General features: G+C 47.6%; 12 protein-coding genes. 8 read left to right on the forward strand and 4 right to left on the reverse strand.

Annotated features, from left to right (window positions below; genetic code table 11):
• The first annotated feature begins 180 nt into the window (after positions 1–180).
• The 4 genes from QUA13_RS02555 to QUA13_RS02570 all read left to right on the forward strand — a co-directional run bounded on the left by QUA13_RS02555 (position 181) and on the right by QUA13_RS02570 (position 5,776).
• A complete protein-coding gene (locus QUA13_RS02555) occupies positions 181–1,716 on the forward strand; it encodes an iron uptake porin (RefSeq protein WP_333196442.1) in 1,536 nt (511 codons plus the stop codon).
• A gap of 11 nt (positions 1,717–1,727) precedes the next feature.
• Entirely contained in the window at positions 1,728–2,105 is a 378-nt protein-coding gene (locus QUA13_RS02560; RefSeq protein WP_333196388.1) for a hypothetical protein, read from the forward strand.
• 106 nt (positions 2,106–2,211) lie between these two features.
• Positions 2,212–5,580 carry an SdrD B-like domain-containing protein gene (locus tag QUA13_RS02565; RefSeq protein WP_333196389.1) on the forward strand — a complete coding sequence of 1,123 codons (3,369 nt, stop codon included), beginning with the start codon at positions 2,212–2,214 and terminating at the stop codon, positions 5,578–5,580.
• Positions 5,567–5,776, forward strand: coding sequence for a hypothetical protein (locus QUA13_RS02570; protein ID WP_333196390.1), 210 nt, complete (start codon positions 5,567–5,569; stop codon positions 5,774–5,776). The genes QUA13_RS02565 and QUA13_RS02570 overlap by 14 nt, the downstream gene beginning before the upstream one ends.
• Before the next feature lie 107 nt (positions 5,777–5,883).
• On the opposite strand, the gene QUA13_RS02575 is transcribed toward QUA13_RS02570, so the two are convergent.
• From QUA13_RS02575 to QUA13_RS02590, 4 genes are all read right to left on the reverse strand, one after another.
• Entirely contained in the window at positions 5,884–8,616 is a 2,733-nt protein-coding gene (locus tag QUA13_RS02575) for an FHA domain-containing protein (protein ID WP_333196391.1), read from the reverse strand.
• A 279-nt stretch (positions 8,617–8,895) separates the two neighbouring features.
• Positions 8,896–9,798: a serine protease gene (locus QUA13_RS02580; RefSeq protein WP_333196393.1), complete on the reverse strand. Its 903-nt coding sequence runs from the start codon at positions 9,796–9,798 to the stop codon at positions 8,896–8,898.
• A 20-nt stretch (positions 9,799–9,818) separates the two neighbouring features.
• Positions 9,819–10,454 carry a COP23 domain-containing protein gene (locus QUA13_RS02585; protein ID WP_333196394.1) on the reverse strand — a complete coding sequence of 212 codons (636 nt, stop codon included), beginning with the start codon at positions 10,452–10,454 and terminating at the stop codon, positions 9,819–9,821.
• Between the two features lie 446 nt (positions 10,455–10,900).
• Entirely contained in the window at positions 10,901–11,938 is a 1,038-nt protein-coding gene (locus QUA13_RS02590; protein WP_333196396.1) for an NADP(H)-dependent aldo-keto reductase, read from the reverse strand.
• A 315-nt stretch (positions 11,939–12,253) separates the two neighbouring features.
• Here QUA13_RS02590 and QUA13_RS02595 point away from each other — a divergent pair, with 315 nt between their 5' ends.
• From QUA13_RS02595 to QUA13_RS02610, 4 genes are all read left to right on the forward strand, one after another.
• Positions 12,254–13,393: a DegT/DnrJ/EryC1/StrS family aminotransferase gene (locus QUA13_RS02595; RefSeq protein ID WP_333196398.1), complete on the forward strand. Its 1,140-nt coding sequence runs from the start codon at positions 12,254–12,256 to the stop codon at positions 13,391–13,393.
• 149 nt (positions 13,394–13,542) lie between these two features.
• Entirely contained in the window at positions 13,543–14,418 is an 876-nt protein-coding gene (crtB, locus tag QUA13_RS02600) for a cyanoexosortase B (RefSeq protein ID WP_333196443.1), read from the forward strand.
• Positions 14,418–15,137: a cyanoexosortase B system-associated protein gene (locus QUA13_RS02605; RefSeq protein ID WP_333196399.1), complete on the forward strand. Its 720-nt coding sequence runs from the start codon at positions 14,418–14,420 to the stop codon at positions 15,135–15,137. Before crtB ends, QUA13_RS02605 begins: the two co-directional genes overlap by 1 nt.
• Positions 15,138–15,265: 128 nt before the next feature.
• Positions 15,266–16,846, forward strand: a complete 1,581-nt coding sequence (locus QUA13_RS02610) for a polysaccharide biosynthesis/export family protein (RefSeq protein WP_333196402.1) — start codon at positions 15,266–15,268, stop codon at positions 16,844–16,846.
• The last annotated feature ends 154 nt before the right edge of the window (positions 16,847–17,000 follow it).

Below are 17,000 nucleotides of genomic sequence, written 5' to 3' on the forward strand. Positions count from 1 at the left end.
GCGCCGAGTGCTCACCCGATCCTATCTCAGGAACTGCCAAACAATGCAGCGCCAGCTACAGTTTCCCTGCCGTCGAACAGCACAGAACCTAGTGCAGTTTTTCCCCTCACGACCGCGCCGAGTGCTCACCCGATCCTATCTCAGGAACTGCCAAACAATGCAGCGCCAGCTACAGTTTCCCTGCCGTCGAATAGCACAGAACCTAGTGCAGTTTTTCCCCTCACTCAAGTCAATGTCCAAGCAAATGGGACAGCCAATGATGGGATGCGACAGGTAACATCTGTGTCTCAATTGTCAGATGTTCAGCCTACAGATTGGGCGTTTCAAGCGCTGCAATCTTTGGTAGAAAGGTATGGCTGCATCGCGGGCTATCCCGACGGGACTTTTCGGGGAAATCGCGCCTTAACCCGCTATGAATTTGCCGCTGGTTTGAATGCTTGTTTAGACCAAGTTACCAAGCAACTTGGCGCGAATACAGCTAATTTAGTTACAAAAGAAGACTTGGCAATTCTGCAAAAACTACAAGAAGAATTTGCGACTGAATTAGCAAGTTTGCGGGGGCGAGTCGATGCTTTAGAGGCGCGGACGGCAGAGTTGCAGGCCAATCAATTTTCTACTACAACTATCCTGGGGGGAGAAGTGATTTTTGGACTGGCGGCGGCCAGCGGTGGCAATCCACCGGGGAAAGGTGATAAAAATGTCATTTTCGGACACTTGACGCGCTTGCAGCTTACTTCTTCTTTTACTGGCAAAGACCGCTTTCGGATTCAGTTAGCAAGCGGTAATTTTAGTAATGGGGGATTTGCAAGTGCGAATTCCTTGGGAACCAATCAGGCGAGGCTGTCTTACCAGACGGATTTGAACAATTTAATTGCCTTGGATTTGGTGGAATATCGCTTTCCGGCTTTTAGCGATCGCGTAGTGTTTACAGTTAGGCCTGTTGGCTTCAGTTTAAGCAGCGTTTTGACAGCAAACTCTCCCTATTTTGACACGGGGCGGGGTGCGATTTCCCGTTTTGCTGAAGCGAGTCCACTCTTTAAAATTGGCAACTTAGAAGCGGGGGTTGGTGTTGACTGGTTGCTGACTCGAAAACTGCGGTTGCAGTTGGCTTATGGCACGGCAAATTCTAGCAGTCCGGAACAGGGTAAAGGCTTTGTAGCGAGCGATCGCAGCGCTTTAGGCGTGCAGCTTTTAATCAAGCCTGCTGCTACAATTTCAACCGGGATTACTTACATCAATGCCTATTCCAAGAGTGGTTTTTTGGAGACTTATACAGGTAGCATTAATGCTGACACATCAGGGGGAATTAACCAGCCTTCCCAAATTAATGCTTTCGGGGGGACGCTACAGTGGCGGATTACTCCTAAGCTAAATTTTGCGACTTGGGGCGGGTGGATCAACTCGGATTCTACGAAGTCGAATGCTTTTGCTAAAACTACGACCTATATGTTTACTTTAGGTCTGATCGATCCGTTAGGACGGGAAGGGGATTTGTTAGCATTTGTCTTTGGCCAGCCGCCCCGATTAGTGGATGGGAGGAACTTAATCGCGGGTAAAGACCGAGACACTTCTTTGCACTTTGAACTGTTTTACCGCTTGCGGGTGAACGATCATATCTCCATTACACCGGGATTTTTTCTGGTAACTAATCCTGAGAATAATGCCAATAATAACAGCCTGTTTGTCGGGACTGTGCGGACAACTTTCAGTTTTTAAGGGAGGCAATAATGAATAAAGCGAATATCTTGTTTATCGGTTTAACTGTCGCAATGTATTGCACTTTTGGAGGTGGTCTCAAGGCAGCTAAGGCTGGGGAAGTAGAGGGAACAAAATCTAATTTAACAGCACAAAATCCTGCCACACCTAATGCGAAACCAGCGGGAGAGCCGACAATTCCAAGGCCAAAATCTGCTTTTTTTGAACAAGAAAGAAGAACGAATGACGGGTTTACTGATTTCCTCACCGATGCGGTTGATGGAGTTAGCGATCCGATGGGGGGAACCGGAGGAGTTGGGACTGGTTTTGACGGGCCGAGAACAGAGGCGGGGGTGGGGAGACCGCCGTCCTCCTTTGACCGGACTTCGGTGGTGATTCCCCGGCGGTAGAGAGGACAGTTGGGTGGGCAAATAGCCCGCCTCAAATTTCTGAAAGCGATTGCTAACTATCAGCTTTCGGTTTGACCAGCGTAAACGTTTTAAATAGGAGATAAAAATGCCTTTCAACACAGACAGCATTGGTGGCGGAATCGGCACGGAACCCGGTGCAGGTGGCATTTCCATTGGCGACAGTAACACAGTACAATCGTCGCCATCTCGCACTCCCATATCACTCAATTTTGATGGCATTGGCGACTTACAACCTGTTGCTAACTTTCTTCCTTCTACCGCCGGCGTTTCCATTTCTCCCAACGCTTTAGGAATTGTTGATTTTGCTTCAGGTGGCAGCGGAAATTTTTTGAGCACCACTGGCGGAAGAAATACAGCACTGACATACAAGGAGAGTGATTCAATCGTCCTCAATATCAATGATGGATTTACAGGTCAGCTATCCTTCAAGTATTCTTCACCCTTTTTTGACGGGCATCAAGTTAAAATCTATGACGGTTTGAATGCAACAGGAAGTCAACTAATTTCTGTACCTTTGGCTAGGACTAATGAAGGTCGCGGGTTGATTGGTGCTTACAATCCCTTCCAGCCTGTTACAATTCCTTTTAATGGCACTGCGAAATCAATTCAAATTGGCAGCAGGGCTGATAAACTTTTAATAGATGACATTCAATTAGCGCCAGGGTCAGCAAGCACGCCAACGCCAGCTCTTCCGCCAGTAACGATACCCGCACAAGTAACGACAGCACCGACGCTATTTGCGGATGTTTCAGTGAGCCAGAATGATAGCCCAGAACCGGTTACAGTTGGCAACAATTTGACTTATACGGTGACAGTTACTAATAACAGTCCTGTCAATGCGGCGGATAATGTGGTTTTAACGGATAATTTGCCAGCCGGAGTAACTGTTGTTTCTGCAAATTCTAGTCAGGGAACTGTTACAGTCAACCCTGCGGGAACAGGAAATTTGCCTCGAACAGCGCAACAAGTCACACCAGTTTCTCCTAGTGGAATCACAGCTAATTTAGGCACAATTCCGCCTAATGGCAGCGTTGTCACCACAATCGTTGTCACCCCAAGGGCAGCAGGCTTAATTAACAATACTGTCAGCGTCTCTACCTCAAGTTCAGATCCAAATTTAGCAAATAATAGCGATAGCGAAATTACCGTAGTCAATCCGATAACTCCGACGCCAACGCCGTTGGCGTTCAACATTAGCGGCTCCACAGTCAACGATATCAATCGCAACGGCATTCAAGATAGGGGCGAACTAGGCATTGCTAATGTGACAACCTTCATTGATGCAAATAATAACGGTCTCCTAGATGCAGCAGAACGTTCCACCGTTACCGATGCTAATGGAAACTTCCAATTCCCCAATTTATCACCGGGTAATTATGCAGTAAGGGAAATCGTACCATCTGGTTCCACAACTACCACTGTCAATCCTGTTAACGTTAACCTCACTAATAGTGATGTCACACTTTTCTTTGGCATCACAAGCGAAACTACCGTAGTCATTCCTCCGACACCGACGTTCAACATTAGCGGCTCCACAGTCAACGATATCAATCGCAACGGCATTCAAGATAGGGGCGAACTAGGCATTGCTAATGTGACAACCTTCATTGATGCAAATAATAACGGTCTCCTAGATGCAGGGGAACTTTCCGCCGTTACAAATGCTAATGGAAACTTCCTATTCACCTTATCACCGGGTAATTATGCAGTAACGGAAATCGTGCCATCTGGTTCCACAACTACCACTGCCAATCCTGTTAACGTTAATCTCACTAATAGTGATGTCACACTTTTCTTTGGCATCACAAGCCAAACTACCGTAGTCAGTCCTCCGTTAAGCATTAGCGGCTCCACATTCAACGATCTCAATGCTAACGGTCGCCCTGATCTGGGCGAACTAGGCATTGCCAATGTGACCACCTTCATTGATGCAAATGGTAACGGTGTCCCAGATGCAGGGGAACTTTCCGCCGTTACAAATGCTAATGGAAACTTCCTATTCACCTTATCACCGGGTAATTATACAGTAACGGAAATGGTACCATCTGGTTCCACGCCTACCACTGCCAATCCTGTTAACGTTAACCTCACTAATAGTGATGTCACACTTTTCTTTGGCATCACAAGCCAAAGTACCGTAGTCAATCCGATAACAACGACAACTCCGACACCGACGTTCAACATTAGCGGCTCCACATTCAACGATATCAATGCTAACCGTCGCCAAGATCAGGGGGAACTAGGCATTGCCAATGTGACCACCTTCATTGATGCAAATGGTAACGGTGTCCGAGATGCAGGGGAACTTTCCGCCGTTACAAATGCTAATGGAAACTTCCTATTCACCTTATCACCGGGTAATTATACAGTAACGGAAATGGTACCATCTGGTTCCACGCCTACCACTGCCAATCCTGTTAACGTTAACCTCACTAATAGTGATGTCACACTTTTCTTTGGCATCACAAGCGAAACTACCGTAGTCATTCCTCCGACACCGACGTTCAACATTAGCGGCTCCAGAGTCAACGATATCAATCGCAACGGCATTCAAGATAGCGGCGAACTAGGCATTGCCAATGTGACCATCTTCATTGATGCAGATCGTAACGGTGTCCGAGATGCAACAGAAGCTTCAACTGTTACCGATGCTAGTGGAAACTTCAAATTCACCAATTTATCACGGGGTAATTATGCAGTAACGGAAATGGTACCATCTGGTTCCACAACTACCACTGCCAATCCTGTTAACGTTACCCTCACTAATAGTGATGTCACACTTTTCTTTGGCATCACAAGCGAAACTACCGTAGTCATTCCTCCGACACCGACGTTCAACATTAGCGGCTCCAGAGTCAACGATATCAATCGCAACGGCATTCAAGATAGCGGCGAACTAGGCATTGCCAATGTGACCATCTTCATTGATGCAGATCGTAACGGTGTCCGAGATGCAACAGAAGCTTCAACTGTTACCGATGCTAGTGGAAACTTCAAATTCACCAATTTATCACAGGGTAATTATACAGTAACGGAAATGGTACCATCTGGTTCCACAACTACCACTGCCAATCTTGTTAACGTTACCCTCACTAATAGTGATGTCATACTTTTCTTTGGCAACGCTGCGACCACTCCAACGCCAACAATAACTGCTAGCAGCATCAACACCCTTACTAACAAAGGTGTAGACAATGACACCCTAATTGGTAGCAACAGTGCTGGCATCCCAAAAGACTTCAGCAGCGACGATCTTTTCTTATACTCTCCTAATCAAACAAAAGATATTGCAGCAGATATTGTCGCGGGGAGCGATCGCATCTTTGTCTCATCTGTAGGTTTTGGCAACCTCATTCTCGGTGCAATTTCCCCGAATCAATTCGCCTTGGACACCGCCGCACTTGATAAGTACCTACACAAAATTAATTACACATCCGACTTTGTTATTCTTTAGACGTATCAAGGGTTTCAAGTCAACTCAGTCGGCAATTAATTTTGTTTACCTACTTATCAACGTTCAGTTTATCTACGATCGCCCCAACGGTTCCCTATTCTACGATCCCGATGGCGGCGGCCGTGCATCCCAAGTAAAATTAGCTACACTCCTCGGTTCCCCCGCCTTGAGTGCCACCGACATTTCGCTATTTTGAAGCTACCAGCATCGAAATATTACAGCGCCGTTCAACTTGTTAACTGATAACTGATAACTGTTAACTCTTCCCGTTAAAAGTTATCAGTTATCAGTTAAGTCTTTAAGCTACTTGTCTTTGAACTTTTGGGCAACGAGAACCATGCCCAACATGACTGCGATTTGGAATCCCAGGATGCCCCAATTCCGAAAAACATTCACATCGAAAGTTTTGCCAAAATCTTTGTGGATGTTGTCAATGATGCCTTCGGCCTTGCCAATAGCAGACTCGCGATCGCCCTTCCACGCGCTGTACTCATCTTGCCAGCGGTTCATATCTGCTTTGTAATTGTCCACCTTTTTCTTGTAATTGTCCAACTGGCTCAAGTCATCGGGGAATTTGCCCGGATCTGCCGGTTTGGCCGGTTCAGCCTTGTTAGTAAACGGTCGATCTTTATCCTTAATTCCCGGCACTTGACAGCCCTCGAACAGTTTTGGTCCCAAGCACTTGCACTGTTCCTCCTTCTGCTGGTCCGTCAGTTTGTCCCGTTCCGATTTTGACTTGTCCCTCCAACAGGGGTCTTCGGCAATATTGCTCCCCACTTTCACGAGCGTTACCAAGGACTCAAACGACCATTTCGTCAAGGTAAAATTGCTCACCACTTGACCGATAGGGGACAGTGCCGGTACTGGCACTGTTCCCCCCCCAAAAGTAATTTGAGGGACTAAAAACAGGATCGTCAGCATGGGAGCGACGTTTTGGTTGGGCGAAATGGCAGAAACGACCAGGCCCATCATCATGGCTGCAATGGTTGCCAAAACCAGAGTGACATACATCGCCCCCCAGTCTAGGCCGTCCGGGAAATCAATCGCCATTTTCTTAAACAGCAGAATGACTGCTGCCTGGTACAGGGCGAGGATGACAACCATCCCTACTTTAGAGAGGATGTAGGGGAGAACTTGGATCCCGATCAGGTGTTCGCGACGGTAGATATCGACTTCCTTGACGATCTCGCGCATGGTCAGCAAGCTGCCAATTAAGATGGCAAGCAGGGGCGTGTTGAACAGCATCCCGATCGCCCTGCCTGCATTCCCCCCCTCAACGTCAAACATCTGGCGCTGCCAGAGTATGAAGTCTAAGGAAGCGATCAGTGGAGTCGCTGCAAAGGTGAGAGCTAAAGTAATGCGATCGCGGAACAGGCAAGTCCAGTTGCGGCTCGACAAAATTAAGAATTGCCGCAAAGCTGAAATCGGCTTGGATTTGACATTCGACAGTTTGCCAGAGCCACTGTACCTTTGCCCACCGCCCTGTGCCTCGGCGCTGAGATTTTTCTGCCGTTCCGCCACGTATTTTTGATACTGGGGCGACTGGAGGTAGCGCTTTTGCCACTCTTCGGGAGGCACTACCCGCGCCACTCTGGGATCGGGCGCTTTTCCTTCGACGAGGGGGTAAATTTCGCTGAACTTCTCGACACCGAAATAGGCAGGCGCTTCTGCTGGAGGCCCAAAGTAGGCAACTCGCCCCCCCGCAGCTAAAAACACCACCAAATCGCACAAAGTCACGTTTTCTGTGGCGTGAGTGATCAGCAGCACCGTGCGGCCCTGGTCAGCCAACTTCCGCAGCAACTTCATTACGTCTGCTTCCGTGCCGGGGTCTAGCCCTGAAGTCGCTTCGTCTAGGAAGAACAAACTGGGTTTTGCCAGCAATTCCACCCCCATCGACACCCGCTTGAGCTGGCCGCCGCTCAGGGCGCTAATTTGTACATCTCGCCGCTGGGTGAGTCCCAAATCTTTGAGCACTTCATTAATGCGCTGCTGCCGTTCTGCCGCTGTGGTGTCTGCGGGCATTCGCAACTTGGCAGCGCAGTCTAAGGCTTGGTAGATGGTCAATTCCAGGTGAATGATGTCTTTTTGGGGGACGTAGCCGAGTTCGTTGCGGTAGGCGTTGAAGTTCTTATAGAGGTCAGCGCCGTTCACTAGGACTCCGCCGCTGGTAGCGGGCCGAAAGCCGTTGAGCGCGTCCATGAGGGTAGACTTGCCGCCGCCACTGACACCAGCAATGACAACGAACTCCCGCGCCTCAACGCACAGGGAAATGTCGTTGAGCAGGATTTTTTCGTCTGGTGTGCCTTTGTTGACAACTTTACTCAGGTGAACTACATCAATGCGGAGGTTGCCCTCTTCGTTGTAGCGCACCATCGTTTCGTCCACGTTGAGAACGAAGCGACAAGGGCCGATGCGGACGCTATCGCCTACTAGCAACGTCCGTTCCGATATTTGCTTGCCGTTGACGTAGGTGCCGTTGGTGGAGTCTAAGTCCTTGAGGATGAAGGAGCCGTTTTCCCGCGTAATTTTGGCATGAAACCGGGAGACGGCTGGATGGTTGACGACAGTGTTATTTTTGGGTTCGCGCCCGATTGTCAGGATGTCGCGCCCCCGCAGGTCTAACTGGCTGAGGAATAATGTTTCCTCCCCCACAAAATTCTGGGCAACCACTGTCGCCCCGTCTGAAGACAGCTTTTGACGCGGGCTGACAGTAGTAGGCACACTGTTGCTATTAAAAATAAACTGCAATTCGCTGTGGCCAATGCTGATGGTATCGCCGTTTGCTAGGGGGTGAGGAATGTTGGGTTGGAGCCGGATCTTGTTGACGCGAGTGCCGTCAGTGCTGCCGAAATCTGTAATTTGATAGCGAGCGCCGTTTCTGCTGATTTGAGCGTGCTGGCGCGACACGAGGGGGTCATTAATGACTAAATCGCTGTCGGTAGCGCGGCCGATAGTTACGACTTCAGTATTAACTGAGTATTCCCAGACAGGTTCGCTACCCTTATGAATTTTTAAAATGGCTGGCGATACAGGCATAGAGCTATTTCCATTAATCTTACGTCTTTTATCTCATACTGCCACTAACTTTTATCAAAGATGTTTCTCTTCTTAACTATCCTGCACTTTTTAATAAAAATTAATATTTTTAATCTGCTAAACAATCTAAAATTCTAGCGGCAATACTGACTAATGGTGTCATTCAACCAAATATCCTCACTGCGGAAGACAGCCGCAAAAACTCCTCCCTTGGCCTTGAGGCGATGGGTTTCCGTTTTGGAGAAATTTATGAATGGCTAATTGAGCAATAATTAGCCTTCACCACAACCGTCCATTTTCCGGGGCGCTACCTCTATACTCATCTTGCGGTTGAGGATAAGAAATTACTGGAGATGGAAGAGGAGGAGAGACTCTTATGGGTGTGTCGCCTGCCGATTTATTGCCTAGTTGCACAAAGGTCTCAATCGGAATTGCCCAACTAGATTCGATCATTAAATCTCTGGGCAAATTCGGCTTAGAACCATCCTTAAATACATAAGGATCGCCCCACAAAGGATAGGCGTGCATTCCATTGATTCCCACAACTTCCCCCCTGCTATTCAGCAGTGGCCCGCCGCTCATTCCCTTTTCAACTGGATTGCTATAGCCAATCTGATACCCTCCAACTAATGCTTTTGGAGACAGAAAGGAAACTCTCCCTAACATAAATTCAAACCCTCTTTTCTCAGAACCTTCTTGACCGGGAAACCCGGTAGCAAAGACTTCATCTCCTACTGCTATCGACGAAGAAGCTAGCCGCGCTACTGAATATTCCCTCGTACTTCTGAACTGTAATAAAGCGAGATCGTTGCCGTCAAAAGAGCGATTTTTTAGCAATTCACCCTGATATATTTTCCCATCTGGAGTTTGAATGCGGTGGGTTTCGCCAACGGCTAAAACATGATTGTTGGTAAGAATTGTGTAGGTCTGGCCTTGCTTTTTAATCAATATTCCTGAACCTGCACCGTATCCAGATAGCACTTTAACGGCGATCGCCCGTGCCTCATTTTTGATTTGGGCTACTGTCAGTTGTTGAGCGTTTTCTCGGCTGCCATTTACCTCAATCAAGCGCGATCCGCTGACAGGTAAGGACTGTACTGGCTGTTGAGTATACCAACAGCCAATACAGGTGATTAACAAAGAGCTGAAACGGAGTCTAAACCGCAGGCTCGACCAAAGCATGGTGCATTCCTCAGTGCTTTTTACCAAGACCCGCCACCACCACCGTTACTCGGCTCAACGTTCGGCTGAGGGCGAGTGGGAACAGCAGCGGGTGGAGAATTGAGATCGGGATTAGGAGCCGAACCAGCGGTTTGAACGACGGGCGCTTGTTCGAGAAATCGATTAAAATCGACGGTAGCAGATGAATTGCTATCGGCACTTTCTAGAAGGGGAGCGTTAGATGCACCAACACTAATATTAAAGATTTGCTGGATACGAGCGGCTGCATCTGACCCTGGTTTGAGGGTGAAAAGCAATTTGTCCGAAGTGCATGGAGGGTTGCTATTTCCTGCACAAATAGCTGCCTGGCCGTTAAGATATCCAGCCGTGAGGAAGTTCAGTTGGCCGCTGCTACGGTGCCTTTGGAAGCGACTGGATACTTCTTGGCAGCGCCGTTCTGGGGTGTATCCTGAGTAGCTAAAATATTCAGAATTCCACTTCACGACTGCCACCGTTCCTCGCCGTGTATTAGCAAAGGTGGTTGGTATACCGTCGCTACTTACGCCACAAAAGAAGGTGGTGCCTTGAGCGTAGCTGGGTTGATTGAAGGCGGTGACAGTGCCGATCGCGATCGCGCCCAATGTCACCGCAGCCGTTAGTGATTGCCATTTAGTCATTTTGAGTTAACCTATTTAAGAAAATTAATTGAATTCAAACTTTGAGTTATCTTGAGAAATAACAGCGATTATACAACTTCCAGCAACAGTTTGGCTAACTTTTATCGGAAAATTAGCATGATTCCCAACTGCAGGCTATTGCTAATACAGCCACTTAACCTTTCAAGTCCTCAAAGCAGCGATGCACTTGACGAATCTGGTCTAATGTGTTGAGTGATATCTATTTAATCTTTTCTAACATACCGCTCTGAGGTAAGTCAAGATCATCTCAGGGGAATTTGAACTAATCTTGACTTTCCCCCTTAACTGTAGACTAAAGCCCGTGGCAGATGGTCACTCCGGCTCACCCCCTCATATCGTTTGCGGTTGCTTAAATCCTCCCTCTATTTCTTAGTCCGCGCAGGCGGAGTTTGTGTGTGTAGAAGCGGTTTAACCGCCGATATATCTTACGGTGTCGGATTCGGATACTTAGCGTGCACCGCATTGATTTCCGCTATGATATCCTTATCCAAATTCACCTCCAAACTACCGATATTTTCCTCCAACTGTTCGAGGCTGGTTGCACCGATAATAGTGCTAGTTACAAACCAGCGCGATCGCACATACGCCAAAGCCATCTGCGCCGGACTTATCCCATTTTTCCCCGCAATCTCAACATACGCTTTCACCGCATCGTTCAGATTAGTTTTATCGTAACGTTGACCAAAACCCGCAAATAAAGCCAACCTTGAATTTTCGGGAATTCCATTCAAGTATTTACCCGTTAACAGCCCAAACCCCAAAGGACTGTAAGCCATCAATCCCACATCCTTAAAACGGCAAGTTTCTGCTAAATTTAGGTGAAATGTCCGATTGCTCAAACTGAAAGCATTCTGAATCGATACAACCTTCGGCAATCCGTGTTTTTCAGCCAACGTGCAAAACTCGCAAACTCCCCAAGGCGTCTCGTTACTCAAACCCAAATAGCGGATTTTCCCAGCTTTAATCAAGTCAGCAAATACCTCTAACTGTTCCAAAATCGGCACTGTTTCGTGCTCTTGGGCGATGTCGTAATCCGGCGCGCCAAATAAGGGGACGTAGCGATCGGGCCAGTGGATCTGATACAGGTCGATGTAGTCAGTTTGCAAGCGCTTCAGGCTGTCATTCAGGGCTTTTTCGACATTTGGGCGATCGATCTGATTTTTCCCTTCCCGAATCCACTTTAAGCGAGTGCTTCTGCCCGCCACTTTAGTAGCTATAATGACTTTATCTCGCTGCTGCTTCGCCAACCATTCGCCGATATATTCCTCTGTTTTGCCCTGAGTTTCCGGTTTTCCAGGGACGGGATACATTTCTGCCGTATCGATAAAGTTGATGCCTCTATCGATCGCAAAATCGAGCTGTTGGGCCGCTTCTGCAACGGTGTTCTGCTGGCCGTAAGTCATGGTACCCAAACAGATTTCAGATACTGATAAGTCGCTGTCGCCGAGTTTTTTGTATTCCATGATTGCGATTGCTTGCTGCAAAATTATCTGTTTCTATCTTACCGAAAAACTTTCACATGGCTTACGCAAGAGAGCAAAAAACCCCGGTTTATCGTTGTCACATTCCATATCGGATGACCAAATAACGTGACAAAACCGGGTTTTTGCGTAAGTCCTGTTTCATTTATTTGATGACTCACAAAAAAGTACGTGAAGCGCAGCTATTGCGTAAAAAATCTCCCTTTTCCCTGTTTTACTCTGCGCCTCTGCGGTTAAAATTTTTTAAATGCTATCCGCACGAAAATGTTAATATAAATAATTATGCCTCGATAGTTTATGAGTAACCGCCCGCCAAAAGTTCCGTTTGTAAACTTTTCCTTGCAACACCAACCAATCCAATCGCAAATAGCAGCAGAAATTGGAAAAATTATCCAGAAAGGAGAGTTTATTTTAGGTCAAGCACTCGCGGAATTTGAAACAGCATTTGCAGCAGCTTCTGGAGTAAAATACGGCGTAGGAGTGGCTTGCGGAACTGATGCGATCGCTCTGGGACTCCAAGCTTGCGGCATTAATCCGGGCGACGAAATTATCATACCCGCTAACACTTTTATCGCCACCGCGATCGCCGTCCTAGAAGCCAAAGCTATACCTATTCTTGTAGATTGCGACCCGGAAACTGCCCTGATTGACCTCACAGCAGCCGAAACAGCAGTTACCTCAAAAACTAAAGCAATTATCCCCGTACACCTCTACGGTCAAATGGTATCGCCCCGGCAGCTTTTAGATTTTGCGAAGCGCCACGATTTGATCGTATTTGAAGATGCCGCCCAAGCGCACTTAGCCGAAAGAGAAGGATACCGCGCGGGCTCCATTGGTAAAGCAGCAGCATTCAGCTTTTATCCCAGCAAAAACCTCGGTGCTTTTGGCGACGGCGGGATGTTAATTACTAACGATGCAGAGCTCGCAGAAAAAATGCGAACTCTCCGCAATTACGGAGCACAAAGCAAATATTTACACACAGAAATTGGCACCAACAGCCGCCTCGACAATTTGCAAGCGGCCGTGCTCAATGTTAAATTGCCTTACTTAGAAAAATGGAATCGCGATCGCACCGACGCCGCCCAACACTACAATACTCTACTAGAACCCTTGAAAAACAAAGGTATTGTACCGATCGCCAACCACAGCAGCAGCGGTCACATTTATCACCTATATGTTATCCAAATTACTGAGGAAAGCTCGATCGACCGCAACACCCTTCAGGAAAAACTCGCCCAAAACGGCATTCAAACAGGTATACACTATCCCGTACCTTGTCACCTGCAACCCGCCTACCAAAACTTAGGCAATCGGGGCGACTTCCCCCGCGCCGAAACCCTGTGCCAACAAATTTTATCATTGCCCATGTATCCCGGATTGAGCAATACTCAGATCGAGCAAGTTGTTCGGGCGATCGTACTATCATTGAATTGCTAATTGTTCGTAAAACTTATGCTGCAGGTGTTTCAAGCAGTAAGGTGCGGTTCTCAAAGCGTTTTTGTGGGAAATTAACAATTCTTTAACTGACAGTTCAAAACCCCACACCGTTGCGAATCCAGCGCGGCAACCTCAAAACTTCTCAAACCATGCACATCCAGCGCCGAATTCGCATTGTTTTCAAGCGATACCTCCTGGCGGAAGGTATCGCGGTACTCCTAGTGCTGCTGTACGCCCCCCTGCTAGTACACTGGTACGACGGCTGGCTCAACAAAAATATCAGCATCGAACACGAATATTTCAGCCACGGACTAATTGGTTTGCCCTACGCAGCTTATATTGCTTGGATGAACCGAAAGTGCTGGCGCCGGTTGCCCAACTCACCCCATCCTTTGGGAGGCTTTTTGCTGGTACTAGCCACCCTTTTTTATCTGAGTCGCTTGAGCGATTTAGTAAATTTATCCCTGCCAATAATGCTAGTCAGCATTTGCTTATCTTTAAAAGGAATTCCCGGCTTGCAATTGCAGGGGATGCCGCTTTTATTCGTATTTCTAGCCTCACCAAACCACATTCCTTACCTCATAGAACCCTACGCCTTGCCGTTGCAGCAATTCATTGCTGAAACATCAGGCTTGATATTAATTAAGGTTGGTCTCAACGTGAGAGTGGAAACAATTTATCTCTACGTAAACGATCGCATTGTAGAAGTTGCTCCCCACTGTGCAGGCTTGAAAATGCTGTTTACCAGTCTTTACGTCAGCCTAATGCTGCTGGATTGGACAGGAGTTTGGAGTTCCCACAAAAGAAGCCTTTTGTTTTTAGTTAGTACATCTATCATTAGCATCACTTCCAACATTTTTCGCAACACTTTGCTAACTTACTTTCACGGAACCGAGAGAGAGGGGCTTTTTACTTGGCTGCACGCCGGATGGGGCGGAGACTTGTATTCTGCTTGTATACTAGGCTTATTGGTACTTCTCCTCAACGGGGTAGAAAAGTATTTCCCAAGCAAGTCTGGTAATTAATGAAACAGATGATTTCAGCACGGAAACTACTGCGGCGGTATCAATTATCTAAAATTATGGTACTGGTGTTTTTGCTGGTATTAGTTGGGGCAGTAGCAATTCCGGGCTACGGGACAGGAAGGTGGCCTTGGACAAACCCGCCACCAGTTGCCAACCTCAATCAATTGAAAAGTTTGCGCCAAAATGGGATGACAATTCCCGGGTGGCAGGTGATCCGCGTCCAGAATAACGTCCAAATTGGCGGTCACAGATGGTTAGTGGAAGAAATTAAAAACGATCGAACAATTGCCATTTTATTGCTGTTGCCTCAAAATAGCCCCAAAAACCAGCCCCAAGTAGAATGGCTAGACCTCGATGGATTTCACCGGTGGCAAACAGATTCTCATCGCACTCTGAGGTTTACAGTTAAAGTAGCGCCAATACACGACCAGCCACCGCCTAATGTCGAGACCCGGTTTTTCCGAAGCTGGACTCCCCAACAAACTTTTGCTGTCATGCAGTGGTACGCTTGGCCTAACGGAGGTTCTCCAACAACCAGCCGCTGGTTTTGGGAAGACAGCATTGCTAGACTGTCGAACCGGCGCGCCTCTTGGGTTGCTGTCAGTATCATCCTTCCCATTCAACCGCAGGGCGACATTAAGATAGCTCAACCCTTGCTCGAATCTCTCGGCGAAATTGTACAGGCTAAATTAATGGCAGAAACTTTTCGGTTTGAGTAAGTAGCTAGGTGCAAATAAATCGGTATACGGGGTGGGCGGGTTTTGGCACAATAAACTGCCTCTTAGTAAATATCCGGCTTCAACCAGCCCCTAAAATATCTTATTTTTTTTCGCCTCGCTCTATTTAGATGAAACTTAAAACTCAGCTAATTATTCAAAATATTTATGTTTTTAATCCTCTCAAAATGCTTGTAAAATCCACAATTAAAAATCGCGTCGCTGTTTCCTTGGCAGGCTGGTATTCAACTGCTTGGACTCTATCTTTTGCTGCTGTATTCTGGGGCTTTAACAGCAAAAATTTTTCGGAAACTGCTTTAGCTCAATCTGTTGTTCCTAGTTCCCCGCGACTCGTGCCGCCACCGCCATTGCGCGTACCGCCACCGCCGCCTGCCAATCTTAACCGGGAAATTAACCCAGCTTTTCGGAATCGGCCCTACCGCCTGGGCCCGGGAGACCAGATTTCTGTTCAAGTTCAGCGCTTCCCAGAGCTAGGTTTTACAGGTGCAATCAGCCCTGAAGGGGTAATTGTACTGCCGCTAATCGGAACAGTAAATGTGCGCGGTCTTACCGTCGAAGAATCACAGCAGCGCCTCCGGGAGCGCTTTGGCCAATTTATCAAAAATCCTCAAGTCTCGGCTGCTTTGCTGGTTCAGCGCCCCGTAGTGGTAACGGTGACGGGGGAAGTGGCCAGACCGGGTTTTTATCCGCTGCAAACCCCCCAGCTTCCTGCGGCTCTGGCGGCTGCTGCTGGGACTACTCCTACGGCGGAACTGCGGGCGGTGCGGGTGCGGCGGACTCTGCCGGGAGGTGCTGTCGCGGAGCAAGTTGTTGATATTTTGACACCGCTGCAAACTGGTATTGCTCCGCCGGATTTGCGTTTGGAAGATGGAGATGCGATCGTCGTACCGTATAAACAGGTTACGCCCGATCGCAAATCCGATCAAGATTTAGCATCCAGGTACAGCCTCGCTGCTGCCGCTGTCCCCATCCAAATCACTGTCACCGGAGAAGTCAGCAAACCCGGTTTTTACACGCTTCCGGCGGGTTCTGGTCGAATTTCGGCTGCTTTGGTGATTGCGGGGGGAGTCACGGGAAAAGCCGATTTGCGGGAGGTACGAGTGCGGCGGACGCTGATGGACGGCTCGTCGGTCGAGGAACCAATCGACCTCTACACTCCCCTAGCAAACGCTAACGATTTGTTCGATTTTCCTTTAGCATCGGGAGATGTGATTGTCATCCCGGAATTGGACGCTAGTACCAAAAACCTAGACTACGACAAAGCTCTTGTTTCGCGGTCTACTCTGATTAAGCCGAGGATCTACGTTCGAGTTTTGAGTTACGCTAGTGGTGGTTTGACCTCGTTCTACGTAGAAAATGGCAGCAGGTTTTTGGATGCTCTCAATAACTTGCCTGTTAATCTTGCTGACTTGCGGAAAATAGCCCTGATTCGGTTCGACGAAAAGCAAGGTAGAGCAATCAACCGTTCGATAGATGCTAAAGCTGCTTTGGAGGGCAATGTTTCTCAGAACCCGATGCTCGAAGATAATGATGTGATTGTGATTGGCAGGAATTTGGTAGAGCGAATTGGTTATGTAATCAATACTTTTACTCGACCATTCCGCGATACTTTGGGATTTATTCTGTTCTTTGAGCAGTTGAGAAATGGGGTAACCGATCTGTTCGGACCGTCACGTAATAATGATAGGTAGTCAGACTATTTTCGATTTTCGATTTGAGATGGGGAATGACTTATGCGATATGGGTTTAGATCGCAGGCCGAAAGTTCTAAGGTTTTTGGGAATGGGTATCATTTGTCAGCAATCATTAGTTATCGTTAACAATTAGCAATCTAAAATCTAAAAT

It is taken from the genome of Microcoleus sp. S28C3 (assembly GCF_036700785.1).
GTDB classification, from domain to species: domain Bacteria; phylum Cyanobacteriota; class Cyanobacteriia; order Cyanobacteriales; family Microcoleaceae; genus Microcoleus; species Microcoleus asticus.